Here is a 25,677-nt window from a genome sequence, read left to right on the forward strand (position 1 = left end):
AATCAGAACAGGATCACAGACCCCTGCGCCGGGCTGCTTTATAGTCCCGCCTGCTGCTAACGAGTAACAACAAACGGCAGATTTACCAGGAACCACCTCATTTACCCGCCCGGCTCCCCCGTGCGGGTTTTCTTTTTTCATGCTTTCGCCAATAATCTGGTGCTGGAAGCTGTGTTATACCTTCCCCCTCCTACTCTGTAGATCATCAAGGAACGCACAATGGACAATAAACCGCTTACGCTGCTCATCCTGAATGGGAAAGGCGCCGGTAATGACGATCTGCGCGATGCTATCACGACCCTGCGGGAAGAAGGCTTTGAGATTGCGGTGCGCGTCACCTTTGAGAAAGGCGACGGCGATCGCTATGTCAAAGAGGCGATTACGCTGCGGGCTGCTACCGTCGTTGCCGGTGGCGGCGATGGCACCATCAACGAAGTTGCGACGGCGCTGGCGGCTTCGGAAGCGGAACATCGCCCGGTGCTGGGCATTCTGCCGCTGGGCACCGCCAACGACTTTGCCACCAGCGTCGGTATCCCGGAAGAGATGGAGCCGGCACTGCGGCTGGCGATTCAGAGCAAAGCGAGTGCCATCGATCTGGCCCGGGTCAACCAGAGTCACTACTTTATTAACATGGCGACTGGCGGCTTCGGCACCCGGATCACCACAGAGACCCCGGAAAAGCTGAAATCGGCGCTGGGGGGTGTCTCCTACTTTATTCACGGCCTGATGCGCATGGACACGCTGAAACCCGACACCTGTGAGATCAGCGGTCCCGATTTTGCCTGGCAGGGTGATGCGCTGGTGATCGGCATCGGAAACGGGCGTCAGGCAGGCGGCGGACAGCGACTGTGTCCCTCTGCCCTGATTGACGACGGGCGGCTTGATGTCAGCATCGTCACCGCGCAGGAGCTGCTGCCGACCCTGTTCCATTCCCTGACTGGCGATGATGACAATCCCGGCATCGTCACCACGCAGCTGGAATCACTGACGATCCGCTCGCCTCATGAGATGACCTTTAACCTGGATGGTGAACCGCTCTCCGGACGCGAATTTGTGATTGAGGTAATGGCAGGCGCGCTGAGCTGCCGTCTGCCTCCGCAGTGTGCCTTACTCTCCTGATGCTGAGGGGGCAGCGCCCCCTTTTTTGTTTCTCCCTCCCCTCCTGATGTTACCTTTATTAACATACACCCCTGTTTTCTCACGCTTTTTCTGGCGATAAAAACAGCATGTGACTGGCTTCACAACTCTGCCCTTTTAACTTGTATGGTAGTATTAATGCGCGTACGTTTTCATCATCGAAGGCTGACTCAAGGCAAACAGGATGAAGATTGTAAAAGCAGAAGTATTTGTAACCTGCGCAGGCAGAAACTTTGTCACCGTCAAAATCACCACCGATCAGGGTCTGACCGGCATTGGTGATGCAACCCTTAATGGCCGGGAACTGCCGGTCGCCTCCTACCTGAAAGATCATGTCTGCCCGCAGCTGATCGGCCGCGATGCGCATCAGATCGAAGACATCTGGCAATACTTCTACAAAGGGGCCTACTGGCGTCGTGGCCCGGTCACCATGTCTGCGATCTCGGCGGTCGATATGGCGCTGTGGGATATCAAAGGCAAAGCGGCCAACATGCCGGTTTATCAGCTGCTGGGTGGCGCCTCCCGCACGGGCGTGATGGTCTATTGCCACACCACCGGTCACTCCATCGATGAAGTGATGGATGACTACGCGAAGCACAAAGAGCTGGGCTTTAAGGCGATTCGCGCCCAGTGCGGCGTGCCGGGCATGAAGACCACCTACGGCATGGCGAAAGGGAAAGGACTGGCCTATGAACCGGCGACCAAAGGTAACTGGCCGGAAGAGCAGCTCTGGTCAACGGAAAAATACCTCGATTTCACCCCGAAACTGTTCTCCGCGATCCGCGATAAGTTCGGTTTCGATGAGCATCTGCTGCATGACATGCATCATCGTCTGACGCCGATTGAAGCGGCGCGCTTTGGCAAAAGCGTGGAAGATTATCGTCTGTTCTGGATGGAAGATCCGACGCCGGCTGAGAATCAGGAATGCTTCCGCCTGATTCGCCAGCACACCGTCACACCGATTGCGGTGGGCGAAGTGTTCAACAGCATCTGGGATTGTAAGCAGCTGATTGAAGAGCAGCTGATCGACTATATCCGCACGACCATTACCCACGCGGGCGGCATTACCGGCATGCGGCGCATCGCTGATTTTGCGTCGCTCTATCAGGTGCGCACCGGCTCACACGGCCCCTCTGACCTCTCCCCGATCTGCATGGCCGCGGCGCTGCACTTTGACCTCTGGGTGCCCAATTTCGGCGTGCAGGAGTATATGGGCTTCTCTGAGCAGATGATGGAGCTGTTTGACGCCAGCTGGACCTTTGACCAGGGCTATATGCATCCTGGCGACAAGCCGGGCCTCGGCATCAACTTCAACGAAAAACTGGCGGCGAAATATCCCTATGAACCCGCCTATCTGCCGGTCGCCCGTCTTGAAGATGGCACCCTCTGGAACTGGTAAGGAGACCGTTATGAAAAGCGTTGTAATTGAAGAACCGGGCAGGCTGGTCGTCGCTGAACGTCCCCTGCCGCAGCCTGCGCCAGGGGAAGTCCGGGTGAAGGTGGCCTATGCCAGCATCTGCGGCTCAGATGTGCATATCTGGCACGGCCATAATCCCTTTGCGAAATACCCGCGGGTGATTGGTCACGAATTTTTCGGCGTGATCGATGCGGTCGGTGACGGTGTCGATACTGGCCGACTGGGTGAACGCGTTGCCGTCGATCCGGTCGTAAGCTGCGGCAGCTGCTATCCCTGCTCGGTGGGCCGCCCCAACGTCTGCACCACGCTACAGGTGACGGGCGTGCATCGTGACGGCGGTTTCAGTGAGTATGCGCTGACACCGGCAAACAATGCCTGGCGCCTGCCGGATACCATTCCCGACCAGCTCGCCAGTCTGGTCGAGCCGTTTACCATCGCGGCCAATATCACGGCCTTTCTCAGGCCGCAGCCGGACGACGTGGCGCTGATCTATGGTGCTGGCCCGATGGGACTGACCGCGATTCAGGTGCTGAAAGGCGTCTATAAGGTGAAAAAGGTAATGGTGGTGGATCGGCTGCCGGAACGTCTGGCGCTGGCTGAACAGAGTGGTGCCGACCAGCTGTTCGACAACAGCGCGATCCCGCTGGCAGCGCAGCTGGAGGGCGTGCAGCCCACGCTGATTATTGATGCGGCCTGCCATCCCGCCATTCTGGCGGAAGCCGTCGCCCTCGCCTCACCGGCGGCGCGTATCGGCCTGCTCGGCTTCTCCGGTGAACCCTGCAGCCTGACCCAGCAGAGCCTGACCAGTAAAGAGCTGTCGCTGTTTACCTCACGTCTGAACAGCAACCGCTTTCCGCAGGTGATCGACTGGATAGAAAAAGGGTTAATCCAGCCGGAAAAACTGGTCACACACACTTTCCCCCTGCAGGAGATTGAGCGCGCGATGACCCTGTTCGAAAAAGATCCGCGCACCTGCTGCAAAGTGATCCTGCAGATGGGGTAATGCGTTGCTGAACACCAGGTGTCCTGAGCCAGCGTTCGCGCTGGCACACTTAAAAAGAGAAAACAGATCACGGAGTTTTTATGTTCAAGAATCTGCGCTGGACCCTCGTTTTACTGCTGTTTCTGGTTTACATGATCAATTACCTCGATCGTGTCGCGCTCTCCCTGACGGTTCCGCTGGTTGAAAAAGATCTGGCGATCAATGCAGAGCAGTTCGGCATGATTTTCGGCAGCTTTTTCTTTGGCTACGCCCTGTTCAACTTTGTCGGCGGCCTCGCCACCGACCGCTTTGGCCCTAAGATCGTGCTGGCCGTAGCGGTGGCCGCGTGGTCCATCTTCTGCGGTATGACCGCGCTGGCCACCGGCTTCTGGTCGCTGCTGATCCTGCGCGTGCTGTTCGGCATGGCAGAAGGCCCCATCTGCTCCTCGGCTAACAAAGCGATTAACGGCTGGTTCCCGAAAAAACAGGCTGCGACAGCCATGGGCTTACTGAGTGCCGGGTCGCCGCTGGGCGGTGCCGTCGCCGGTCCGATTATTGGCTATCTGGCCCTGGCTTACGGCTGGCGTCCGGCGTTTGTGATTGTCTGCTGCATCGGGCTGGTCTGGATGACATTCTGGCTCTTCTTCGCGGCGGACAATCCGGCGAAGAGCAAGCGCGTCACTGAAGAAGAGCGGCTGCTGATCGAACGCCTCAAGGCGACCAGTCCGAACGATGAGGTTGACCTGTCAGAAACGGCTCATCCGTTTGGTTACTACCTGCGCCAGCCGATTATCCTGGTCACGGCGTTTGCCTTCTTCTGCTACAACTACATCCTGTTCTTCTTCCTGAGCTGGTTCCCGGCCTATCTGGTGCAGGCACACGGCCTGGATATTAAATCGATGAGTATCACCACCATGATCCCGTGGATCGTCGGTTTCGTCGGTCTGGCGCTGGGCGGCTGGATCTCCGATAAAATCTTTAACATCACCGGCAAGCTGTTGTTGTCACGCAAAATTGTGCTGGTGGTCTCACTGCTGGCCGCGGCAATTTGCGTGGCGCTGGCGGGTACGATAAAAGAGGTCGTGCCTGCCGTGATTATGATGTCGGTATCGATTTTCTTTCTCTACATCACCGGCGCGATCTACTGGGCCATCATTCAGGATGTGGTACATAAGAGTCGCATCGGCAGCATCAGCGGCTTCATCCATCTGACAGGCAGCCTCTCCGGCATCATCGGGCCGATTGTCACCGGCTTTATTGTTCAGCACACCGGCAAATTCGACAGCGCCTTCGTGCTGGCCGGTTGTGTCGCCGCGCTGGGCGCCTTCCTGGTCTTGTTTGTGATTCGCAGTCCGAAAACCCAGGACAAACCGGTTTCGGTCTGAGTGTTGTTCCGCTAACAGAACGCTGACTGGGGCGCTGAGCGCCCCGCTTTTCAAAAGGACGGATTATGTTACAGATTGATCGCCTGCCTGCTGAGGTTAAACGCCCCTCCTACGACCGCAGCAAACTGAAGACCCGCATGGTACACATCGGTTTTGGTGCCTTTCACCGCGCACATCAGGCGATGTGCAGCGACAGGCTGGCCGAAGAACAGGGCAGCGACTGGGGCTACTGCGAGGTTAACCTCATCAACAGCAACGGATTGATTACGGCGCTGCGTCAGCAGGATCTGCTCTACACCCTTACTGAGCTGGCGGATGACTCTCAGCAGACCCGGGTGATCGGCGTCATCACCAGTGCCCTGAAGGGCGACAAAGACGGTATTGAAGCTGTGATCAACGCCATGAGCCAGCCGGATATCGCCATCGTCTCCATGACCGTCACAGAGAAGGGCTACTGCCATCTGCCCGCCAGCGGCAATTTAAACAGCGATCATCCCGATATCGTGCATGATCTGCAGAATCCACAGACACCACGCACGGTGCCCGGCGTCATTCTGGCGGCGATCCGCCGTCGCCGCGAGCAGGGACTACCGCCCTTCACCGTGATGTCCTGTGACAACATGCCGGAGAATGGGCATGTGACACGCAATGTCGTGACTCAGCTGGCGGAGCGGCAGGATCCTGTGCTGGCAGAGTACATTCAGCAGCACATCACCTTCCCCTCCACCATGGTGGACCGCATCGTTCCGGCCATGACCGACACCGCACTGGCCGCGCTGCACAAGCGTCTGGGATGTGAAGATCCGGTCGCGATTGAAGCAGAACCCTTCTTTCAGTGGGTGATTGAAGATAACTTTGTTAATGGCCGACCGGCGTGGGAGAAAGCGGGTGCGGAACTGGTCAGTGATGTACTGCCCTATGAAGAGATGAAACTGCGCATGCTGAATGGCAGCCACTCTTTCCTGGCCTACCTCGGTTTTCTGGCGGGGTATGAGTACATCAGCGACTGTGTGGCCGATCCCCATTTCCGCGCCGCCGCCCGTTCACTGATGATTGATGAACAGGCCCCGACGCTGCGCACCCAGGGCGTGGATTTAAACGCCTATGCCGATTCGCTGATCGCCCGCTATGAAAACCGTGCCATCAAACATCGCACAGGGCAGATCGCCACCGACGGCACACAAAAACTGCCGCAGCGCCTGCTCGACAGTCTGCGCTGGCACCTGCAGCGTGGCAGCCGCTGCGACCTGCTGCTGCTTGGCGTCGCGGGCTGGATGCGCTATGTGGGCGGCGTTGATGAACAGGGCCAGCCGATTGAGATCCGTGATCCGATGCAGAAAAAACTGGCGGAGTGTGTTGCCGCCAGCGAAGAGGGTGAAGCGCGCGTGCGGGCGCTGCTCGCCCTCCGCGAAGTGTTTGGCGATGATTTGCTGCAGAACGACGACGTGGTTGCCCGACTGACGGCCTGGTATCAGCAACTGACCACCCAGGGCGCGCGTGTCACTGTGCATCAGTGCCTGAATCGCGGCTGAAGGCGGGACAATAAAGCGCTGGCGCAGACGCAGCGTGCTGATTAGACTGACACTTTGCCAACGCGCTGGCGTCTGCCAGCCGTAATAGGGATATTGCTGCATGTCGAGCGCCTATACCATTACCACCAGCGAACCGGTCAATCAGCAGATTTACCGTTATCTGCGCAAAGATATTGTCACCTGCGCGATTCAGCCAGGTTCGCTGCTCTCTGAAAAAGAGGTCTCCGCACGCTTCAGCGTCTCACGTCAGCCGGTGCGCGAAGCGTTTATCAAGCTGGCGGAAGCCGGACTGGTACAGGTATTGCCGCAGCGCGGCACGTTCGTGCGTAAAATCTCCGCTAAGCGGGTCGCGGATGGCCGCTTTATCCGTGAGGCGGTGGAAGTGTCGGTGGTTCGTCGTGCCGCGCTGGAGATTGGTGATTCGGCACTGATGACGCTGGAGCACAATCTGCAACTGCAGCGGATGGCGGCGGAGCGGCATGACAGCCAGGCGTTCCTCACGCTTGACGATGAGTTTCATCGTCTGATCGCGGAAAGCATTGACTGCAAGCTGGCCTGGGAAACGGTCGAGAATATCAAAGCGACGATGGATCGGGTGCGCTTCCTGACGCTGAGTGAAGTCTCACCGCCGGAAAAGGTCATTGAGCAGCATGAAGAGATTTATGCCGCGCTGAAACAGCACGATGCCGATGCCGCCGAAGCGGCCATGCGTCATCACCTGCAGGAGATGATTTTCTCCATCACCCCGATTGCTGAGCGCAACAGCGCCTGGTTTGAAGCCCCCTGAATCCCTCACGCGGGGTGCCCGCCTCGCCTGATTATCCGGGCGAGACGGGCATTCTCTCTTACCACCATTGATGAAAATGGTGAACCGGCCCGATGCCCTTCCCGACCTCCAGCGAATCCGCCTGCATCAGCGCCTGCTGCAGCCAGTTTTTCGCTTCCTCAATCGTCGTCGCCCATCCGTCATGACGCGGACGCAATGCGGCCAGTGCCGCCGACAGCGTGCAGCCGGTGCCATGCGTATGACGGGTCTTCACGCGCGGTGTGCTGAACCGCTGCTCTGCCGATGGCGTAATCAGCCAGTCAGGACTCTCCGCCGCCGTAAGATGCCCTCCTTTCATCAGTACGGCCTGACAGCCCAGCGCCAGCAACGCCCGCCCCTGTTCGCGCATCTCCGTCTCATCGGTGGCAATGGCGCAACCCAGCAGGGCCGCCGCCTCTGGCAGGTTCGGAGTGATCAGCGAAACCTGCGGCAGCAACCGCTCACGAACGCTGGCGACGGCGTCCGGTGAGAGCAGCGCATCACCACTTTTCGCCACCATCACGGTATCCAGCACCACAAAAGGGATCGCCGCCTGCTTCAGCCGCGCCGCCACCTGCTCCACGATAGCCGTTTCTGACAGCATGCCGATTTTCGCGCTGTCGATACGCACGTCATTCAGCACAGAATCGAGCTGGGCGGCGACAAAGTCCGGTTCGATGCGATAAACAGCCTGCACGCCCTGCGTATTTTGTGCCACCAGCGCAGTGATGACGCTGGTGCCGTAAGCGCCCAGCGCCGAGAACGTTTTCAGATCGGCCTGGATCCCTGCGCCACCGCTGGGATCGGTGCCGGCAATGGTCAGGGCATTAATGCGTTTCATGATCGCCCTCCAGGGTCCAGAGTGCATCCAGAAACGCCGTGGCAAAGCTGCCGGGCCCATTCGCCTGCCCCGCTGCCTTTTCACCGGCTGTCGCCATCACCTGACAGGCCGCGGCAATATTCAGCAGGCCATCGCCGGGCAGTGCGCTGAACCCGGCCACCACCGCCGAGAGCGCACACCCGGTTCCTACGACCCGCGTCAGCATGGGAGAGCCGCCACGAATGGCAAAAGTGCGCTGACCATCGGTTGCGTAGTCCACTTCACCGGTGACGATGACCCGCGTGTTCCACTCTTTCGCCAGTTGCCGCGCCGCGTCGAGCGCCGCATCTGCCGGGTGCAGCGTATCCACGCCGCGTCCGCCACTGGCCTGCTGCGCCAGCGCCAGAATCTCTGACGCATTGCCGCATATCACCGCCGGTTGCTGACTTAATAATTGCTGGCAGAAGTCGCTGCGCAGCGTCAGGGCACCGACAGCGACCGGATCGAGCGTCCAGGGCGTGCCCGCCTCCCGCGCAGCGTTAACCGCTGCCTGCATCGCCCGCTGACGCTCGCGCGTCAGCGTCCCGACGTTAATCAGCAGGGCATCCGCAAAGCCGCTGAACTGTGCCGCTTCGTCAGCATCGATCACCATCGCGGGTGACGCATTGAGTGCCAGCAGGACGTTGGCGGTAAAGTTCTGCACCACGTCATTCGTCATGCAGTGCACCAGCGGTGACTGACGGCGAAAGGTGTGCAGAAGGGGCGCGAACTGCGCGGCAGAAAGGTGTTGAGATGGCTGTATCATCGTAGCTCCCAACCGGCGGACAAGAAGGCGAATGCGGTCAGGCATCAGACTTCCCTACGCTGGCATTATCCAGATCAGGTAATACGGGTATTTCTCAGCCTTCACAAAGAAGGGCACCCCGAGTCATAGTGATTACATTTCTTTATTAATTAGTGAGTTATGTAAGTTCCCTTGTTTGTATACGGTTGTTTTACGAATCTCACTACTGAGCATTGTACCCCAGCCTGTACCCCATTTTGTACCCCACAGGAAAACAAAAAGCTTGATTATTCTTTATCCATGTAAAATGGTTATAGGTAGAATCTATAGACAGAATTAATCATGATTATCGCCAAATGAAGTTTTGAATCATGTTTAGAAAAATAAAGTAGATGCCCTACTTTATTCATTACTTACCGCTATATAATTACCTTCAACAGAAATAATCTGTAGAGACAGTAATTAACTGTTATTTTCTCATGAAACAAGGTTTTTTCGTGACCTATACTAAAATCTGAAAGCCAAATCTTATACACATAGGTATTAAAGTGAAAGTAAAAGATAATTTAGAAAATGAAATATTATCTAATCTAAAAAGACTGGAAGAAGAATATGATGAAGTGATGTATTTCAACAATTCCACACCAGATACGAGTATTGCTGCAACAAAATGGCTGCAACAATATCTTAGCAAAAGAAAAAATTATGGAGAATAACAATTGAAGAAAAGGGAAATACGTACTAATAGAAAGATGCTGAATAAATCAGTTCGTAAAAAAACAATTGCATCAGAAATATCACTTACTTTTGATCAATATGAAAACATTCTATGTAGCGATATGACCTCAGCACGAATATGTAACATATTAAAAGTGCGATTACCAAAAGGATACATAGAGAAACTAAGAAGTAACAAACTCACGAAATACAAAAACTGGTATCAAAAAGTAAAACTTAAGAATTTACACCGCCCCCAGTTAACCAACTAATCTATCACCTCAAAAAAGGGTCGACTCACTCGCATGAATCGGCCTTTCTAAATTTATCAATATGGAGCGTATACAAATGATTAATCCTACATCTATTTTTACCAAATTTAATTATGTATCTAATGAGTATGGCTCAGGAAAAACATATATTTTATGCGATACAATTAATAATAGTGCCAATGGAGGAAGTTTTGAAACGATTAAAGATTCTATCCTATATTAGGTATGCTGCCTGATAATGCAATATAGCGTCATCAATAGCAAACAGTACATTAATTACTGAAAGATGGCACATTCAAGCTGGGATGACAATATTTAAGCTGTAATAAAAAAGCACCAGAACCTTTCGGCTCTAATACTTTTAAAAATGGCATTAATGCCATCAACTAATGAATTGCAAGTTAAAAAGGCAAAAGAAATAGCTGATGGTAATAAAGGAACAAGACATACATTATAAATTTCCTTAATCATACCTACTAATTAACAAAAAACCAACTTATATTAGAATTGTTGGTTATAACAGGATTTTTTATGGCAGGAAAAAAACAAAATTTTGATAATACTGAATTTAAAAATATAGCTGGCAACTTTAGTAGTTACAATGATCTTACATTAAATGGAAAAAAAATTGTTAATGAGGTTATTACTAAGTGTTCAGGTAAGAATGGATATCCGCACAAGAAAGTATATTATGTACTTTATAATATTTTTGAAGTGAATACAGACACTATTAAGTACTGGTTAGATTACTATTCAGTTAAGTACAAAGAGGATTCACTGCCAACTATTAATACTGTGCGTAAGTTTCTTACAATCATTAAACAGTTATCTGTAGCATTGGTCACAGCACATAAGGAAGGCGTAAGACTGTTTAAGGCAGCTCAGGATGGACACTATTACTTGACGCCAGTCGATAAGTACGAAATTGATAAGATGTATGATAACGGGGCATCAGCACAGGAAATTATTGCAGTACTTCAGCATATAATTGATGATTCTGGGAAATAATTGCTTCGCAGAAATATAGCCTTACTTCGCAAGATGAGTACAGACACGACCAAAAAACACCATATAAAGGTGCTAATGCATTGATTTTATTGCAGTATTATGTACCTACCACTATCTTGCGACCTTATATTAATATTAACCGATACTCCGTTAATTCAAAGAATAATGTCTTACTGATATTCAGCCTCTGAAGAGACTAACTTCGCTTCGCTCGTTAGCCTCTTAAAAACCAAATATTAGATCGTAACGTTGCGATTTTCTCGCGGTACTCGAAAAGACGCAAGGCGTTACTTCTCGCTTTGCTCGATAGGTGTTAGTACAGCAAGTGAAGTACCTAAAGTGAATTGGTAAGTGCGATGTGCCTTGTCAGTACTGACCCGAGCGAAGCGACCCCGATCCGATTAATCGCCTTTCATGATGGTACTTCAGACAAAACGCACAGTACCCCCCTGAAGTGGAAGTAACTAAAAACAGTACTTATGTATCTAATCTGTCAGAAAACGCCTCAGAAATGCATCGAGAGCGTCAAATTACAGTTGATTAAGTACTACCAGTACTTCTCCCAGCACATTAAAGGAAGATAGTGAATCCTGATTGACGGTTATCGCACTGTATTTGGTGTTATCACTGCTTAAATTGTATCCATCTGGCACCACTTGGACTCGTTTGTACAGGTAGTTTCCTTCTTTGTGGAGTGCTACCACTTTACCATCCCGTAGCTGCTTTTGGTTGTGGTTTATAAGCAAGACGCTACCTACCATGAATGTTGGCTCCATTACATCAGTCTTAACGCGAAGGGCTGCAAGGTTTGCCCTTTTATCCCACAAATCGGGGAAAGCATTATTAGGTGTAATAAATAGTGTATATATAAACATTTACATTAATAGCTGGAATAAGAAGGATACTATGGAATACGAATTATATAACAACCATTGGGCACATGAATTTATTATTTTATTAGATATTGAGATTATAGATGGGATTTTGAAGGAGTATAATACTGTCGATGATTTGTTATGGGTGGTAAATCACTGTACTGAAGAGCCAAAATCTGTATGGATAGCCCCTGGGAGTGATTTAGCTAAGTTCAACGTGCCACTTTTAGTCGTCAATGATGAAAACGAAGTTCGAGTTAGTGATGGACGACACAGAATTTTTTGGATGAAAGGAAAAGGCATGAGTGCAATTCCTGTTGCAATAACAAAATCTGTTGTGGAATATTTTAGAAATAAAGGTATTAATTTTGAAGTGATTACAGTTTTAAATATGCCATGCTCTGTAATGCCTAACCTTCAAAATAAAGTAGATCCAAAACCATTGGACGGAAACCACGTAATAAAGATATTAGCAAGTAAAAATATTATAGAATAAATCTATTCACCATCATCCAGTTTATTAAGATACTCAGCGAGAACATCTCCGTGGCATGCGTAAGGTTTACAATGGCAACCTAAAGTATGCCCTCTTAGAGCTTTTAATTTTTCGTTGAAATCTTCTCCACCTCGTAAAAAACCCCGTTTAAAATCATATGCAAATTTCCTTATCACTTCTTCACGATCACCATCTTGACCTATTGCATATGGATTGCCCCACAAAGTTCCACGACCTATATAAGTATCAAAATGATCACCTTTATCTTTATTGGAGACAAATGTAATTTTATCTTGAATATATCTTACGGGTATCACTTCTGAAAGATATGATTTAACAGTTGTGAACTCTGGGTTATATGCCGAATCAAATATAACGGCATGAGTCAGATTTTCATCTTGAACAATGTTCCCAAGCACATCATTGCCAAGATGTTTTAATAAATTTGGTTCGAAGAAGCTACTAATAAGGCTTGCTGGATCAGCAAAGTAGAGAATTTGATAATCATCAAGCGTTGAAAGTATTTTGGTAAGTTTTCTTTCAAATTTACCAGACGATGCAAAGTTTGGGTGATACATGATCAGTACTTTTTTCATATCAAGTGCTTAACCTCTAAGTCAGCATCCCAGTTTTTATTCAAGTATTCTATCACAAGGCGGCGATGACAGTGATGTGGCTTATGTTCACTACAAAGTAAGCAATTGTTAGATATGATTTTTTTATCTATCCGCTCAATGTTGCGTTGAGCCATCAGATTTAAGAATTTTTCTTCATATAGTTCCCATGATATATTCTTTTTTTTGTATGGATCAAGTATTTCTTTTGTTGGAGCCAAATCAGGAAGATGTAAATAATCTACGTCACAAATCTCCTTCAAAAAATACTTTAAGTCGTTTTTTTTAGCAAATCCTGATAATTGAGAAACATTATTCAAACGAACATCTACCAACGTACTAATATTTTGTGATTTAATGAGTTTAAAAAAAGTTTCAGCCGATTTCTCTGTGAAACCAATAGAGTATACTTTCATGTCTACACCTTAAATTTAAATAAAGCAGCTAAAAATTTATAACAATTTCCATTATCTTCCAATGGAGCCATACTTATCGTAGCGTAACATTTCCCGTAATTGTATTCACCATCCTGCAATTGTCCATATTCAGAATAAATATTTGGGTCTGTTATTGATAACTTGTAGTTAACACCATTATAATTAAAAGATCCTCTATATCTTTTCCTATTATTTCCATAGAAGTCTTCTTCATGAGTTAAATGGATAGTTAACTCATTGATTAGTATGAGATATAAGCTATTTGTTTGTCCATTCAAAAGATTAGTTGGGAAGCAATCATTTATTCCCATTTTTGAATTTGTACCTTCGCGATTAACAAACCATAATGTAGCTGGAGTGTCTAATATTTCGGAAAGTTTTTCTACTGGATATGTCCCTTTTTTTTCCCATTTAAAAGCAGTATCAATTAAGTGATTCTCAGATTGAACACTATGATTGGCAGATCTCAAAAATTGTATATCAACCAAATCTAAAGTAGATGGGATTCTATGTGAATTATATTGAATCTCCCTTGAAGTCAAAGCATCATTGCCATCTGGTAGGCTATTGCCAACAGGTCGTAGCCAAATTTCATCTTGATTTTGATGCCATTTTTTACCTGCAACACAATAATTTTTACGTTTTACTGAGACCGCCAATATTATTAGCCGTGTGCTGTTCATAATTATTCTTTTCCTAAAAAGTTAACTTAATAAAGATCAAGTTTTATCTATGTAATCAAATTTTTGACGTATGATCCTACAATATATTATGAACGTTAACTTTGAATAACTGCACAAAACGAGCAGACCATTTGTTAACAAACGCGATTACGCTACCTGCCTTTAGTACGAAAATCAATCAGATTCCTGGCATCCCGATTTTTGACAAAAAGTTAAAGGGATCGTTTACTCGGATAAAAGAACAGTCATTTTTTTTCCGCACGATTTAAAATCTCGTTTGTCTGATCAGGTTCAATTCCGCCGATCAAATGCCATTTACTCAGATCTCAGTACTAAATTTTTCACCAACCCTGAACTGATAAAAAAACCATCTATTACCTTGTTGATTAGATCGTCATAGGTAAGTATTAGATGAGAGCGACCTATAACAAAGTTATAATTAGCTTTATCAACAAAAACATATAATTAGGATTTTTATGACTATTTTTTAAGCGAATTCTTCATCAAAACATTATTGCCTTTTGAAATGTGCATCTTAGTTTGCTGTTGCTTTCTTATTCCATGGAGGTAGATATATTTGGTTTTGGTATTCATGCTGCATTGACGAAAGAAATGTTCAAAACGGTTTCCCGTTAAGATCAGGACTTGATGATGCAAGCACTGTACGATCAAGGTTATTCTGCAAAAGATATTTCTAATTTCTTGGGAACTGGCCTTCAAAGTGTTTACAACCGAATCAATGCCCATCGTGGAAGAAGTGGCGTACCGGCGTAAACATCTTATCTATCTAAAGGGCACATTTATAAATGTGCCCTTTTTATTTTTCCAGCTAAAAAAGCAATTTTATACTCAATTTTGTCACTAATGTGTCTCTTTTGGGTACTCCCCAACGATACTCCTTTTTTCTGTCCTACCTTGTATCATTTAGACATTAATAGGATTTAAATGATATAGTATCATTCAGTTAGTTTAAATGATACTTGCGGCGAGTGAGGACAATGAAATGATTTTTGGATATGCGAGAATTTCAAGTAAGGAGCAAAACCTTCAGCGTCAGCTAACAGTACTGGAACCTGTTTGCGATAAAATCGTTACAGAGAAAGAATCGGGCAAGTCCACCAGCGAAAGACCTGAATTGTTGAATCTACTTTCACACCTCCGGGAAGGTGACACTCTCATCGCCCATAGTATCGACCGCTTGGCACGCAATACTCGCGATTTGCTGGAAATAATTGATAACTTGGTTGCTCGTGGGATCACTGTTCAGTTCATTGCTAACTCAATGAGCTTTGATAACTCCCCACAATCACGCCTGATCCTAACCATGATGGGAGCCGTTGCGGAATTCGAACGAGGAATGATCGCATCACGCCGCAGCGAAGGGATTACTCTTGCCAAAGAAGCAGGGAAGTACAAAGGCAAGCAAAAGAACCAAGAACTACATAACAAGATTATCGACATGTTACAGGCCGGGAAGAATACACCAGACGAGATCGCAAAGTTATGTGATTGCGGTAGGGCTACAGTTTTTCGTGTGAAGAAGGAAATGCTTGCCAGTATTAGCGGCATTTAACGCTGATTTAGTAGGAGGGGATAAAGTCAAAGGGCTTGCAGTTTAATACTGTTCGAATCCTCTCGATATCCATAATGAGCCTGTAATTAATTCTGTGCAACTGCCTACATTGTATTGATTTATGTTTTGCGATCAATTATGAAGTGTAGCAATGAACAATCAAGGCAGTTCTCATCACTTAATCAAGCTTTAGAAGCAGATTCGATATGCAACGATTTAGCATACTATATTGCCACGAAGTGTAATAGGTATACTGATATCAACCGTAAAAACCTTTAAACTGTAAAACTTACTTTTAACAAGAGTTTTTCCAGACAAAAACAAGGATTTAGCGTAAATCATTAGAATATTTCTCCAAAATTAAAAGCCCTATTCCTTTTTTGAAAAGAAAAATTATAATAAAATTACTTGCTGTTAATAACCACCTGAAATAATTAAATTTAGTCGCATGAAAGGATAATGTACATGGATTTTGAAAATTTTGATGAGTCAATTGGTGTCGCTGGCTATTATGATTTTATAAGAAAAAAATTTTTTCCTAATAGTTCAGAATTCAGCTTTGACATTGCAAATTTTCAAGCTGAAGAAAGATATTATCCAAAAGGAACTTATTTTTCACGCGTAAGAAAATTAACTCATGAAAAAGCCTATGATTTTTTTTGTGGTAATATTAACATTGATGATTTTTATCCACCGCGGGCACACATTATAGACATTCCAGAAGGACGCTTTAATCGAGCAAAAAAATCAACTTTTTACCTCGCAGATCATCCATTTGTGGCGATGAAGGAATGTGATATCCATGTTGGTGATTTTTTTCTAATGTCCTACTTTTCATTACCAAGGAACATGTGCTTTATGCATTTAGAAGATGGAAAAGATGATTTATCGAAATTGTTATTTAATTTATTTAAATCAAGAGATAAAAAATTTTATCCTGTGATAAATTTGATCTATTCAGACTTTATAAATTTTGACAAACATGATGGCATTGCATACGACTCAATAAAAGTTAATTATGATCATGTGGAAATTAATAGCTGGGGACCAATTTCATCTGTTGTGAACTTTGCAATACAAAATCAAAAAATCAGAGACTTCAAACTGGAAGTGTCATGGTTAATGTACTGTAATGAAGACTTCAAGCCCGTCGAATATTCAATCTACATGCCTTTAAGTGGTAAAAAAAGAAATCGCATTTCAAAATTAAATTACAGAGGAAATAAAAAAGAATACATTAAAAAAACGACTGAAATCTGTGCAAGGTTACAAGCCGATAGCAGAAAAGGAGAAATCCTTCTCGGTAAAGGGAAATTAAAGGCATCTAATGAAATACCTTTTAAAATAGTTGATAAATTACCACGCAAATAAAAAATATAGCACCAACATATCATGTGATTTCACTTACTATAATTCCGCACTTTCATTTATTAGTCAGATTTTATATACATAAAACATGTGCAACCTCCAGATAAAATGAAAATTAAAAAACATCCACTAACTATTTCTTCAAGGAATAAATGGCTATGTTATCACTAAAGTATCTAATATTAGCAAATACAAAAAACATTAACTGAATCAATCCTAAGAATACATTTGGTTTTAGGGCCATTAATATGTAAATGACAATATTGGATGTAAGACCAAAGGCTATCCTTTTGGTAACATAATATTCCAAGCCATGATCAGAAACATTCTTAAGAGTTATGCTACTTGCTGTGATCTGGCTAATCAATTGCCCATAAATTATAAATGAAGCGATTGACCAATCAGATACCAACAAAATATCCCAAACACTTGACGAATAAAATTTTACTGCAATCAACACGACAAAAGGTAAAATAAAAAAATACCATGAAGTAACTAACCTTTTTATAAAAACAATTTTATCTTTATCACCTTTAGCTAAGTTAGAAATGAAGCGATCCATTTTTCATTTCCTCTTTGTTTTTAGATATATCCACAACCTCGATAATTTCGGCATGTAATATCTTATTAGATTTACTATCTTTTTTTGATTTCACGATTAAATTTAGTTTTGCAAGCATTATATCACTTGGCCCAATAGCGGGAATTAAACCTGACTGGTAACGCTCTAACCATGGTTTATCCATCATCACAGCATCAAACCTTTGATTCATATTTAGGCTTTTGCAGTCCCATCTTGAATTGCCATCATTAACAGGTTTCACAATAAAAAGCCTATCAGTCACTCCATTTTGGATCACTTGACCTTCAACATATAAAACATCTAAATTTGCTGAGAATTTGAAATTAGTATTCAAATTTATTGACTCTTCTTTCTTACGATTTAATATTAAATCAACAGATTCATCTGACCTCATATTTAAGTTAGCATCAGCTATGCTTTTAAGTATTCTTGCTAATGTTTTCTTATCGACCTGTGGTGAAGCTATAGAAAACATATCAGGAAATGACTCTGTTAATCTTACATCTACTTTTTCGGCTATTTCATCAATTTGCTCCTCCGCTTCAATATTAAAAATACCTTTAAGATCTTTCGTAGTTTCACTTACTTCTTTTAAAATTTTACCTGTAATAATGTCAACTGCTTGTTCATGCCTTCTTTTTAGAAAAGTGATTATCGAACCATTTTCTACAGTATCCAAAACAAAACTGAAGTCTTCTTTACTGCCTATAGTTTGAGAAAAAAGCTGTATAAGTTCTTCATAGGCATGGATGTATAATGCCATAGCTTCAAAAACTTTTTCTGGCCTACTTCTGCCAATCTTATAATCAATTCTAATCCCAAAGGTATCTGCCATTTTAAACTCCTTTTCAATGAGTTAAGGCAATATACTCTATTTTATCTAACTACAAAATATACAACAGTTAACATTATACCTGTGATTTTATACAGGTAAAGCATCTTTTATTTGACACTTTTGTCGCAGCCTAAGTAATGTTGATTTGCTTTTAAATGCTACTTAAAATGCTATCAAATGTATGGTGCCATTACTTGTGGTTATTCGAACTACAGTATTATGAATGGGGCTAAAGATGGCTGTCTCAAACCAATTCAAACCCAACAAATTCTTTCAATAACATAACAGACTGAAGAAAGAGGGAATGTATGCAAGTAGCGTTTAGTGATCCCACCACTCTTCTCATGCCCTACCGTTTGTTGCAGATGCAAGATGTTAGTTACCCATCCAGCCATCGCAGCAGAGCAAACAGAGTGACGAATGCTATGCAGCAGCCTCCGCTGTCCAAAGTCATCTAAGTACGGAATGCCAAGCTGATCACGTACATCCGCAAATTCTTTGCCAATCTTTGTCATGTTCGCACCCGCAACTTCTGAAAAAATCCTCTTTTTCCATTGACGATCTACATAATCCATAAACCCCCATTCAATGAGCTTGGGGTGAATCACTACTTGTCGAGTGGCATTTTCTGTTTTCCCCTGCCCTCCTTCTGCAATCAGGAAGTAATATCGCTGGCTGTCCTCATCAAATTTAATCTGTGATTTTTCCAGTTTTGCGATTTCGCCTCTCCTGGCTCCGGTGTATGCCAACAACAATGTAATCCACTTCAACCAGCCATCTGGCTGCTTGTGTGCCCATTCTACAAACTTCTTCATCTCCGCCGAACTATATGCACCAAATCTTGCTTTAGATGGTGCAGCCACTACACCATCAGTTGGTGACTTCATCAAAATGTCTTTGTTTTCTGTGAGAAAGGTCTTGAACAGCGATTTGTAGACTTTAAGATGCTTATGGATAGCCTCAACACCAACAAGCTCATCAGGTGGCACGTCATCACAATCTATCAACTGCTGAACATTCATCGAGCGATATGGTTGGACAACACGCTTAGGTAAATTCTCAACAACTTCCATTACCTGCCTAATGTCCTGTTTAGTGATCGCTGTTACATCCGTATTTTTCCCCAACACTACAAACAATACTTCAATGTAACGTTCATTTGCCATTGAGATCGATTTAGTCCAATTACGTCCCTTTTCGGCTTTGTACATACCCCAAGCATCAGAGATAGTTAACACGTTTTCCGGCTCGGCTTGTGCCGATGGCCCCTCAATTTCAGCGGGAACAACAATCGGTAGGCTGGGTAACAATGGAACTTTCACACCCCTACGTTCTGACAAAATCAGGTTTGACACAAACTCATCAAGCATCGAGATCGGAGTTGCTAATGATTTAACAAAAGGAACATGTGGAGTGATGCGAACCATCAAAGCAGAGGCTTCGCGATAACTATCGGTAAGAAGGGATTTTTTAAACATCCTGCCATTTGAAAGCCGGATCTGTAGATAGTAGTTACCGTTTCGTTGAAACGTGTATGGTAGGGTTTTGTACCTCATGATTACGCTCTTTTTGTACCTTAGGTGCATTACACACGGACAAAAAGAAATGTAACCACATGAATACTAATCAGAATCTTGGAAACCTACGCTGGCATTATCCAGATCAGGTAATACGGGTATTTCTCAGCCTTCACAAAGAAGGGCACCCCGAGTCGAATTACGGTTTGCAGCATAGGCAAGCCGTTCTCTGAAAGCAAGCAACAGCCGCCAGCGAAATGACCGGAACGGAACCTTACGCATGATCCCGATCAACGTTCCATAGTGCAAAAAAAGGCTTAATGCTGCGGGCCTCAGGGATACCTCTTAAGAGGTACTCCTGCTGTCAGGCCTGATGGGTACTGGCCATCGCTCAGACTCTGACCATTTCATAATAATTAACCTGCGCGAAACACCGTTGTAAAAAAACACTTTATTTCATGGAGTTATCGACTCCTGAAGCGGAACTTCATACTACTCAGGATGTATGATGCGATTGTCAGCGCTTATTCCTCACCGCCATCGATGGCAGGATGTTCAGATCGAACGTCAGGGTGCCATCGCCCCTAATGGCCGACATTACCTTTCCACCTATATTTCGGCCCGTTGTGCGGGCTGCGGCGAAACCATCCATCGTGTTTATTACCGGGACATCAGTGACCAGCAGGCGCGTCGCTGGTTAGGCTGACAGCCCGCCCGACGGCCGGTTCCAAAGCAGGGAGGAGTTAACAGTTAGTTAGCGATTTGTTAGTCTGGTAACTATCCATGGTTTACCCAGACGCCTCTTATGCCACTGCTGTTTGAAAGTCTGAGCCATCAGATTTACCTGTCAGCCCCGCTGTTTATCCTGATCCTGCTGGGATATGGGCTGACACGCTTTGGGAAATGGCCTGCCAGCATCAGCGAAGGCATGAACCGCTTTGTGTTTAACGTTGCGCTGCCCTGCATGCTGTTTCGGGTGATGAGTACCTTCTCGCAAAGCCCGCCGGTGGATGCGCGCCTGCTGCTGGCCTTTTTTGGCAGTTGCCTGCTGGTGTTTATCGTGGGACGCCTGCTGGCGACGCGGCTGTTTAAGCTTGACGGCGTGGCCGCCTCGGTCTTTGCGCTGGGGGGTATCTTCTCCAACAACGTGATGCTGGGGATCCCGGTGGCTACCGTCCTGCTCGGGCCAGAAGCGCTGCCACCGGTGGCGCTGGTGCTGGTGTTTAACAGCCTCATCCTCTGGACCCTGCTGACCGTTTCGGTCGAGTGGGCAAAACAGGGCAGCTTTTCCCTGACAGGTCTCTGGCGCACCCTGATCGGCGTGCTGAAGAATCCGCTGATCGTCGGCATTCTCAGCGGCACGGCCTGGAGCTTCCTTCAGCACCCCTTGCCGCAGATCGCCGCTGAACCGCTGCGGATGCTGGCCTCGCTGGCGGCCCCCCTGTCGCTGGTCACGCTGGGCATGAGCCTGGCACATTATCGGGTGCGGGATGGCTTAAAAGAGAGTTATACGATCTGCCTGCTGAAGCTGGTTCTGCAACCGATGACGGTATGGGCTATCGCGTGGCTGACCGGTCTACCCCCGCTGGAGAGTAAAGTGGTGGTGTTACTGGGGTCGATGGCGGTCGGGGTTAATGTCTATCTGATGTCGCAGAAATTCAATGTCATTACCGGCCCGGCGGCGGCCAGTATGCTTTTCTCTACGGTGTTTGCGGCCGTGACGACGCCGGTATGGATGATGCTGATGACGCTGGCGGGCTATTAACAGGCGCATAAAAAAAGCCCCTCAGCACAGGGGCTGAAGGGCTTATTGCCTGGCTGATGAAACTTACTCAGCCGTTTTGGTACGGATCAGATAGTCAAAGGCACTCAGTGACGCTTTCGCACCTTCGCCGCTGGCAATGATGATCTGCTTGTACGGCACGGTGGTGCAGTCGCCTGCTGCGAAGACGCCTTTCAGGCTGGTTTCGCATTTCGCATCGATGATGATTTCGCCCATTTTGTTACGCTCAACCGCGCCTTCCAGCCATGGGGTGTTCGGCAACAGACCGATCTGGACAAAGATACCGGAGAGCGGCAGCTCATGGGTGGTCTGCGTCGTACGGTCAATGTAGTGCAGGCCGGTCACTTTGCTGCCGTCGCCTTTCACTTCCGTGGTCTGCGCGTTCAGGATCACATCAACGTTCTTCAGGCTGCGCAGTTTATCCTGCAGCACGCGGTCAGCACGCATCTCACCAGCAAACTCCAGCAGGGTCACGTGTTCCACGATACCGGCCAGATCAATTGCCGCTTCCACGCCAGAGTTACCGCCGCCGATGACCGCGGTGCGCTTGCCTTTAAACAGCGGGCCATCACAGTGCGGGCAGTAGGTAACACCTTTGGTGCGATACTCTTCTTCACCCGGCACGCCCATGTTACGCCAGCGTGCGCCGGTCGCCAGGATGATGCTGCGTGATTTCAGTACGGCACCGGAGGCGGTTTCGATGGCGTGCAGTCCGCCCTCTTTCGCCGACGGGATCAGTTTGATTGCGCTCTGGCTGTCGATGACATCCACATTGTAATCATCAACGTGTGCACGCAGTGAACCTGCCAGTTTTGCACCTTCGGTTTTAGGGACAGAGATATAGTTTTCGATATCGACCGTATCCAGCACCTGCCCGCCGAAACGCTCGCCCATCAGGCCGGTACGGATACCTTTACGCGCGGAGTAGATGGCGGCTGCTGCGCCCGCCGGGCCGCTGCCGATAATCAGAACTTCATACGCGTCACGCTTGTTCAGCTCTTCCGCTGCGCGTTTGTCCGCGTTGGTATCCACTTTGCTGACGATTTCCGCCAGGCTCATGCGACCCTGACCAAACTCTTTACCGTTAAGGTAAACCGCTGGCACGCCCATCACGTTGCGTTCCTGAATCTCATTCTGGAACAGGCCACCGTCGATTGCGGTGTGGCTGATGCGCGGGTTAATCACCGCCATCAGGTTCAGCGCCTGCACCACATCAGGACAGTTGTGGCAGGAGAGTGAATAGTAGGTCTCGAAATGGAGATCGCTGTCCAGCTCAGCAACCTGATCCAGCAGGCTCTGGGCTTCTTTAGACGGATGCCCACCGGTCTGTAACAGTGCCAGCACCAGTGAGGTAAATTCGTGACCCAGAGGTGAACCGGCAAAACGCGGGCCGCTGTTCGAACCTGGGTTAGTGATCAGAAACGAGGGCTTACGCACCTGACGATCGTTCTCTTCGCGGAAGCTGACTTTGTCAGACAAACCGGCGATATCAACCAACAGTTCACGGATCTCGGTTGATTTTGCACCCTCATCCAGGGTGGCGATCAACTCAACAGGTTTGGTTAATTTCTCAAGGTAAGCCTTGAGCTGCGTTTTCAAATTTGTGTCGAGCATAGTGATATCCTGGTCAAAAAATCGGGTGCCGTGGCACCCGATTGGAGAATGGTCGAAAGGCCGAAGCGGGATTAGATTTTGCCAACCAGGTCCAGAGATGGAGCCAGCGTTGCATCACCTTCTTTCCATTTCGCCGGGCAGACTTCACCTGGGTGAGAAGCAACGTACTGAGCCGCTTTCACTTTGCGCAGCAGGTCAGAGGCGTCACGGCCAATGCCTTCAGCGGTGATTTCGATAGCCTGGATAATACCTTCCGGGTCAACGATGAAAGTACCACGGTCAGCCAGACCTTCTGCTTCACGCATGATTTCGAAGTTGCGGGTCAGCGCGCCAGTCGGGTCGCCGATCATCGCATACTGGATCTTCGCGATGGTGTCAGAAGAACCGTGCCAGGCTTTGTGGGTAAAGTGGGTGTCGGTAGAAACAGAGTAGATATCTACGCCCAGTTTCTGGAACTCTTCGTAGTGATCAGCCACGTCACCCAGCTCGGTCGGGCAGACGAAGGTGAAGTCAGCAGGATAGAAGAAGAACACACTCCATTTACCTTCAACGTCTTTCTCGGTTACGTCGATGAATTCGCCGTTTTTGAATGCTGCGTTTTTGAACGGCTTGATTTTGGTATTGATAATAGACATCTGTGGCCTCCGTTAAAATATGTGATGCAGGTTACATAATTTTCGGGCCAACATCTAATATGCAGACGTTATCAATCTGATTAACGAAAGCTATCAAACGCTGAGAGCCTGATGCTCTCTGGCCCGCCGGGCAGTGTACAGCGATTTTCATGACATTAAACCCGCTTTGTCTTTCCCCCTCTCTTCCCGAATCGCTGCTAGTTTTGTAAGACCGGATAAAAAGGGAGCAGAGCTGTGGAGATACGTCCGTTTACTGAAGCCGATCGTCCTTTCCTGCGCACGCTGTTTCTGGCGGCGCGACGGCATAACTGGCGCTGGCTGGATGGCAGCGAGTGGCAGCTGGAAGATTTTGATGGGGTGATCCTGGGGGAGACGGTGCTGGTCGCCGAGGCTGAGGGGCAGCGCGTCGGGTTTGCCGGACTGCTGGAGAACGACAATTTTCTGCACAGTCTCTATGTCGATCCCGACTGGCAGGGGCGCGGCGTGGGCAGTGCCCTGCTGGAGGCGGTCCAGGCGCGCTTCACCTCAACCGGGGCGCTGAAGTGTCTGCAGATGAACAAAGCCGCCCAGGCGTTTTACCTGAAACATGGCTGGAAGATGATTTCGGCAGGCGAAGGGGAGCATGGCGGCTACGTGCTGATGCACTACCCGCTGGCCTCGGCCTATGCCAGCGGGTCGGGTCGGGCTTAGAGTGCGCGGAAGGCGATCTCGCCAGGGATCACCTCACCCTGCCAGTAGAGCTGGGCGGCGACGCGTCCGGCCAGCTGGCGATAGAGCGCGGTAAAATCGCTGTCAGGCCGGCGGATCACCGTCGGTTCGCCTTCATCGAGATCTTCGCGCAGGTCGATGTGCAGCGGCAGCTGGGCCAGCAGCTGCGTCTGGTAATCCTCAACCAGTTTCTGCGCCCCGCCGGTGCCGAAAATCGGCTCGTGATAGCCGCACTGACTGCAGATATGCAGGCTCATATTTTCCACCACGCCCAGCACCGGAACATTGACCTTCTCAAACATCACCAGCCCTTTGCGGGCATCAATCAGGGCAATATCCTGCGGCGTGGTGACCACCAGCGCCCCGGTGACCGGCACGTTCTGCGCCAGCGTGAGCTGAATGTCGCCGGTACCCGGAGGCATATCCAGCACCAGATAATCCAGTTCCGGCCACAGCGTCTCGTTCAGCAGCTGCATCAGCGCTTTACTGGCCATCGGGCCGCGCCACACCATCGCGTTATCATCGGTGACCAGATAGCCAATCGAGTTCGTCGCCAGCCCGTGCGCCATAATCGGGGCCATATGGGTGCCATCCGGCGAAGTCGGCCGCTGGTCCTGCGTGCCGAGCATGTTCGGCACTGACGGGCCATAGATGTCGGCGTCGAGGATCCCGACGCGCGCGCCTTCGGCGGCCAGCGCCAGCGCCATATTCACGGCAGTGCTCGATTTGCCGACGCCCCCTTTGCCGGAGCTGACCGCGATGATATTTTTCACGCCGTTTACGCCCGGCTGATTTTTCACCCGCTTCAGGGTGGCAATATCATGACTGAGCCGCCAGTCGATCGCTCGCGCGCCGGTCTGGCGCAGCAGTTCGGCGCTGACCTGCTCTTTCAGGGCGTCGAACCCGCTGGCCCAGGCAAAAGGCATCATCACTTCAATGTACAGCGTACCGTCAAGCTGCGCCACATGATGCAGCGCCTTCAGCGCGGTCAGGTTCTGATGCAGGGTCGGATGCTCAAAGCGTTTCAGTACGCCAGCCACAATGGCACGCAGCCCTTCTGGCGTATGCGGTTCCCGGGATTGTGCTGTCATCCCTCA

General features: G+C 48.2%; 26 protein-coding genes and 2 riboswitches. Of the genes, 14 read left to right on the plus strand and 12 right to left on the minus strand.

Annotation, left to right across the window (positions count from 1 at the left end; translation table 11 throughout):
- Positions 1–219: 219 nt before the first annotated feature.
- The 6 genes from yegS (at position 220) to CKF42_RS18215 (ending at position 7,240) form a co-directional block, all read left to right on the plus strand.
- Positions 220–1,119: a lipid kinase YegS gene (yegS, locus tag CKF42_RS18190; protein ID WP_111208848.1), complete on the plus strand. Its 900-nt coding sequence runs from the start codon at positions 220–222 to the stop codon at positions 1,117–1,119.
- 202 nt (positions 1,120–1,321) lie between these two features.
- Positions 1,322–2,536 (plus strand): D-mannonate dehydratase ManD, encoded by a 1,215-nt coding sequence (gene manD, locus CKF42_RS18195; protein WP_111208849.1) that lies wholly within the window; start codon positions 1,322–1,324, stop codon positions 2,534–2,536.
- Between the two features lie 10 nt (positions 2,537–2,546).
- Positions 2,547–3,557 (plus strand): Zn-dependent oxidoreductase, encoded by a 1,011-nt coding sequence (locus CKF42_RS18200; RefSeq protein ID WP_046102209.1) that lies wholly within the window; start codon positions 2,547–2,549, stop codon positions 3,555–3,557.
- Between the two features lie 80 nt (positions 3,558–3,637).
- Positions 3,638–4,921, plus strand: a complete 1,284-nt coding sequence (locus CKF42_RS18205) for an MFS transporter (protein ID WP_058956697.1) — start codon at positions 3,638–3,640, stop codon at positions 4,919–4,921.
- 65 nt (positions 4,922–4,986) lie between these two features.
- On the plus strand, positions 4,987–6,453 hold the full coding sequence (locus CKF42_RS18210) for a mannitol dehydrogenase family protein (RefSeq protein ID WP_111208850.1): 1,467 nt from the start codon (positions 4,987–4,989) through the stop codon (positions 6,451–6,453).
- A gap of 100 nt (positions 6,454–6,553) precedes the next feature.
- On the plus strand, positions 6,554–7,240 hold the full coding sequence (locus tag CKF42_RS18215; protein ID WP_046102212.1) for a GntR family transcriptional regulator: 687 nt from the start codon (positions 6,554–6,556) through the stop codon (positions 7,238–7,240).
- Positions 7,241–7,298: 58 nt separating this feature from the next.
- Here the strand turns inward: CKF42_RS18215 and thiD are convergent, their stop codons facing one another.
- Positions 7,299–8,099, minus strand: coding sequence for a bifunctional hydroxymethylpyrimidine kinase/phosphomethylpyrimidine kinase (gene thiD, locus CKF42_RS18220; RefSeq protein ID WP_058956698.1), 801 nt, complete (start codon positions 8,097–8,099; stop codon positions 7,299–7,301).
- Positions 8,086–8,883, minus strand: a complete 798-nt coding sequence (gene thiM, locus CKF42_RS18225) for a hydroxyethylthiazole kinase (protein ID WP_111208851.1) — start codon at positions 8,881–8,883, stop codon at positions 8,086–8,088. Before thiM ends, thiD begins: the two co-directional genes overlap by 14 nt.
- 34 nt (positions 8,884–8,917) lie before the next feature.
- Positions 8,918–9,014: riboswitch (TPP riboswitch) on the minus strand.
- Positions 9,015–9,410: 396 nt separating this feature from the next.
- On the opposite strand from thiM, the gene CKF42_RS21185 reads away from it, so the two are divergent.
- Positions 9,411–9,578: a hypothetical protein gene (locus tag CKF42_RS21185; protein ID WP_158526773.1), complete on the plus strand. Its 168-nt coding sequence runs from the start codon at positions 9,411–9,413 to the stop codon at positions 9,576–9,578.
- Positions 9,579–10,382: 804 nt separating this feature from the next.
- Entirely contained in the window at positions 10,383–10,859 is a 477-nt protein-coding gene (locus CKF42_RS18230; RefSeq protein ID WP_111208852.1) for a hypothetical protein, read from the plus strand.
- 530 nt (positions 10,860–11,389) lie between these two features.
- Here CKF42_RS18230 and CKF42_RS21535 read toward each other — a convergent pair.
- Positions 11,390–11,734, minus strand: coding sequence for a S24 family peptidase (locus tag CKF42_RS21535; RefSeq protein WP_111208853.1), 345 nt, complete (start codon positions 11,732–11,734; stop codon positions 11,390–11,392).
- 31 nt (positions 11,735–11,765) lie between these two features.
- On the opposite strand from CKF42_RS21535, the gene CKF42_RS18240 reads away from it, so the two are divergent.
- Positions 11,766–12,230 (plus strand): hypothetical protein, encoded by a 465-nt coding sequence (locus CKF42_RS18240; RefSeq protein ID WP_111208854.1) that lies wholly within the window; start codon positions 11,766–11,768, stop codon positions 12,228–12,230.
- Between the two features lie 2 nt (positions 12,231–12,232).
- Here the strand turns inward: CKF42_RS18240 and CKF42_RS18245 are convergent, their stop codons facing one another.
- The 3 genes from CKF42_RS18245 to CKF42_RS21115 are packed head-to-tail and all read right to left on the minus strand — an operon-like array spanning position 12,233 to position 13,964.
- On the minus strand, positions 12,233–12,826 hold the full coding sequence (locus CKF42_RS18245; protein WP_111208855.1) for a DUF4326 domain-containing protein: 594 nt from the start codon (positions 12,824–12,826) through the stop codon (positions 12,233–12,235).
- Positions 12,823–13,260, minus strand: a complete 438-nt coding sequence (locus CKF42_RS18250; protein WP_111208856.1) for a DUF488 family protein — start codon at positions 13,258–13,260, stop codon at positions 12,823–12,825. Before CKF42_RS18250 ends, CKF42_RS18245 begins: the two co-directional genes overlap by 4 nt.
- 2 nt (positions 13,261–13,262) lie before the next feature.
- Entirely contained in the window at positions 13,263–13,964 is a 702-nt protein-coding gene (locus tag CKF42_RS21115) for a hypothetical protein (protein ID WP_146239958.1), read from the minus strand.
- A gap of 1,003 nt (positions 13,965–14,967) precedes the next feature.
- On the opposite strand from CKF42_RS21115, the gene CKF42_RS18260 reads away from it, so the two are divergent.
- Together CKF42_RS18260 and CKF42_RS18265 are read left to right on the plus strand one after the other, a co-directional pair.
- Positions 14,968–15,537, plus strand: coding sequence for a recombinase family protein (locus CKF42_RS18260; RefSeq protein ID WP_111208857.1), 570 nt, complete (start codon positions 14,968–14,970; stop codon positions 15,535–15,537).
- A 465-nt stretch (positions 15,538–16,002) separates the two neighbouring features.
- Positions 16,003–16,908, plus strand: coding sequence for an RES domain-containing protein (locus CKF42_RS18265; RefSeq protein ID WP_158526775.1), 906 nt, complete (start codon positions 16,003–16,005; stop codon positions 16,906–16,908).
- A 130-nt stretch (positions 16,909–17,038) separates the two neighbouring features.
- Here the strand turns inward: CKF42_RS18265 and CKF42_RS18270 are convergent, their stop codons facing one another.
- The 3 genes from CKF42_RS18270 to CKF42_RS18280 form a co-directional block, all read right to left on the minus strand.
- A complete protein-coding gene (locus CKF42_RS18270) occupies positions 17,039–17,467 on the minus strand; it encodes a hypothetical protein (protein WP_111208859.1) in 429 nt (142 codons plus the stop codon).
- The gene (locus CKF42_RS18275) at positions 17,448–18,323 is read right to left on the minus strand and encodes a hypothetical protein (protein ID WP_111208860.1); all 876 of its coding nucleotides are present in this window, start codon (positions 18,321–18,323) and stop codon (positions 17,448–17,450) included. Before CKF42_RS18275 ends, CKF42_RS18270 begins: the two co-directional genes overlap by 20 nt.
- Positions 18,324–18,577: 254 nt before the next feature.
- Positions 18,578–19,879, minus strand: coding sequence for a tyrosine-type recombinase/integrase (locus CKF42_RS18280; RefSeq protein ID WP_111208861.1), 1,302 nt, complete (start codon positions 19,877–19,879; stop codon positions 18,578–18,580).
- Positions 19,880–19,947: 68 nt separating this feature from the next.
- Positions 19,948–20,042: riboswitch (TPP riboswitch) on the minus strand.
- Between the two features lie 306 nt (positions 20,043–20,348).
- Between CKF42_RS18280 and CKF42_RS18285 the strand changes: the two genes are divergently transcribed.
- Both CKF42_RS18285 and CKF42_RS18290 read left to right on the plus strand, forming a co-directional pair.
- Positions 20,349–20,546, plus strand: coding sequence for a hypothetical protein (locus CKF42_RS18285; RefSeq protein WP_072052741.1), 198 nt, complete (start codon positions 20,349–20,351; stop codon positions 20,544–20,546).
- A gap of 99 nt (positions 20,547–20,645) precedes the next feature.
- Positions 20,646–21,605 (plus strand): AEC family transporter, encoded by a 960-nt coding sequence (locus tag CKF42_RS18290; RefSeq protein WP_058956702.1) that lies wholly within the window; start codon positions 20,646–20,648, stop codon positions 21,603–21,605.
- A gap of 63 nt (positions 21,606–21,668) precedes the next feature.
- Here CKF42_RS18290 and ahpF read toward each other — a convergent pair whose 3' ends face one another.
- Both ahpF and ahpC read right to left on the minus strand, forming a co-directional pair.
- A complete protein-coding gene (ahpF, locus tag CKF42_RS18295; protein ID WP_111208862.1) occupies positions 21,669–23,237 on the minus strand; it encodes an alkyl hydroperoxide reductase subunit F in 1,569 nt (522 codons plus the stop codon).
- Positions 23,238–23,308: 71 nt separating this feature from the next.
- On the minus strand, positions 23,309–23,872 hold the full coding sequence (gene ahpC / locus CKF42_RS18300; protein ID WP_010617942.1) for an alkyl hydroperoxide reductase subunit C: 564 nt from the start codon (positions 23,870–23,872) through the stop codon (positions 23,309–23,311).
- A gap of 234 nt (positions 23,873–24,106) precedes the next feature.
- On the opposite strand from ahpC, the gene CKF42_RS18305 reads away from it, so the two are divergent.
- The gene (locus CKF42_RS18305; RefSeq protein WP_111208863.1) at positions 24,107–24,562 is read left to right on the plus strand and encodes a GNAT family N-acetyltransferase; all 456 of its coding nucleotides are present in this window, start codon (positions 24,107–24,109) and stop codon (positions 24,560–24,562) included.
- On the opposite strand, the gene apbC is transcribed toward CKF42_RS18305, so the two are convergent.
- On the minus strand, positions 24,559–25,671 hold the full coding sequence (apbC, locus tag CKF42_RS18310) for an iron-sulfur cluster carrier protein ApbC (protein ID WP_111208864.1): 1,113 nt from the start codon (positions 25,669–25,671) through the stop codon (positions 24,559–24,561). The two genes, CKF42_RS18305 and apbC, sit on opposite strands and share 4 nt — an antisense overlap.
- Positions 25,672–25,677 lie beyond the last annotated feature (6 nt).

The organism is Pantoea sp. ARC270 (assembly GCF_003236725.1).
In the GTDB taxonomy this organism is placed as follows: domain Bacteria; phylum Pseudomonadota; class Gammaproteobacteria; order Enterobacterales; family Enterobacteriaceae; genus Pantoea; species Pantoea anthophila.

Excerpts from the sequence above, each read along its gene's own strand:
- CKF42_RS18240 (WP_111208854.1), top strand. The coding sequence starts at position 11,766 with ATGGAATACGAATTATATAACAACCATTGGGCACATGAATTTATTATT.
- CKF42_RS21115 (WP_146239958.1), bottom strand. The coding sequence starts at position 13,964 with ATGAACAGCACACGGCTAATAATATTGGCGGTCTCAGTAAAACGTAAA.
- CKF42_RS18285 (WP_072052741.1), top strand. The coding sequence starts at position 20,349 with ATGCGATTGTCAGCGCTTATTCCTCACCGCCATCGATGGCAGGATGTT.
- yegS (WP_111208848.1), top strand. The coding sequence starts at position 220 with ATGGACAATAAACCGCTTACGCTGCTCATCCTGAATGGGAAAGGCGCC.
- CKF42_RS18200 (WP_046102209.1), top strand. The coding sequence starts at position 2,547 with ATGAAAAGCGTTGTAATTGAAGAACCGGGCAGGCTGGTCGTCGCTGAA.
- apbC (WP_111208864.1), bottom strand. The coding sequence starts at position 25,671 with ATGACAGCACAATCCCGGGAACCGCATACGCCAGAAGGGCTGCGTGCC.
- CKF42_RS18205 (WP_058956697.1), top strand. The coding sequence starts at position 3,638 with ATGTTCAAGAATCTGCGCTGGACCCTCGTTTTACTGCTGTTTCTGGTT.
- CKF42_RS18215 (WP_046102212.1), top strand. The coding sequence starts at position 6,554 with ATGTCGAGCGCCTATACCATTACCACCAGCGAACCGGTCAATCAGCAG.
- thiM (WP_111208851.1), bottom strand. The coding sequence starts at position 8,883 with ATGATACAGCCATCTCAACACCTTTCTGCCGCGCAGTTCGCGCCCCTT.
- manD (WP_111208849.1), top strand. The coding sequence starts at position 1,322 with ATGAAGATTGTAAAAGCAGAAGTATTTGTAACCTGCGCAGGCAGAAAC.
- CKF42_RS18210 (WP_111208850.1), top strand. The coding sequence starts at position 4,987 with ATGTTACAGATTGATCGCCTGCCTGCTGAGGTTAAACGCCCCTCCTAC.
- thiD (WP_058956698.1), bottom strand. The coding sequence starts at position 8,099 with ATGAAACGCATTAATGCCCTGACCATTGCCGGCACCGATCCCAGCGGT.
- ahpC (WP_010617942.1), bottom strand. The coding sequence starts at position 23,872 with ATGTCTATTATCAATACCAAAATCAAGCCGTTCAAAAACGCAGCATTC.
- CKF42_RS18260 (WP_111208857.1), top strand. The coding sequence starts at position 14,968 with ATGATTTTTGGATATGCGAGAATTTCAAGTAAGGAGCAAAACCTTCAG.
- CKF42_RS18265 (WP_158526775.1), top strand. The coding sequence starts at position 16,003 with ATGGATTTTGAAAATTTTGATGAGTCAATTGGTGTCGCTGGCTATTAT.
- CKF42_RS18275 (WP_111208860.1), bottom strand. The coding sequence starts at position 18,323 with ATGGCAGATACCTTTGGGATTAGAATTGATTATAAGATTGGCAGAAGT.
- CKF42_RS18280 (WP_111208861.1), bottom strand. The coding sequence starts at position 19,879 with ATGAGGTACAAAACCCTACCATACACGTTTCAACGAAACGGTAACTAC.
- CKF42_RS18290 (WP_058956702.1), top strand. The coding sequence starts at position 20,646 with ATGCCACTGCTGTTTGAAAGTCTGAGCCATCAGATTTACCTGTCAGCC.
- CKF42_RS18245 (WP_111208855.1), bottom strand. The coding sequence starts at position 12,826 with ATGAAAAAAGTACTGATCATGTATCACCCAAACTTTGCATCGTCTGGT.
- ahpF (WP_111208862.1), bottom strand. The coding sequence starts at position 23,237 with ATGCTCGACACAAATTTGAAAACGCAGCTCAAGGCTTACCTTGAGAAA.
- CKF42_RS21535 (WP_111208853.1), bottom strand. The coding sequence starts at position 11,734 with ATGTTTATATATACACTATTTATTACACCTAATAATGCTTTCCCCGAT.
- CKF42_RS18230 (WP_111208852.1), top strand. The coding sequence starts at position 10,383 with ATGGCAGGAAAAAAACAAAATTTTGATAATACTGAATTTAAAAATATA.
- CKF42_RS18270 (WP_111208859.1), bottom strand. The coding sequence starts at position 17,467 with ATGGATCGCTTCATTTCTAACTTAGCTAAAGGTGATAAAGATAAAATT.
- CKF42_RS18250 (WP_111208856.1), bottom strand. The coding sequence starts at position 13,260 with ATGAAAGTATACTCTATTGGTTTCACAGAGAAATCGGCTGAAACTTTT.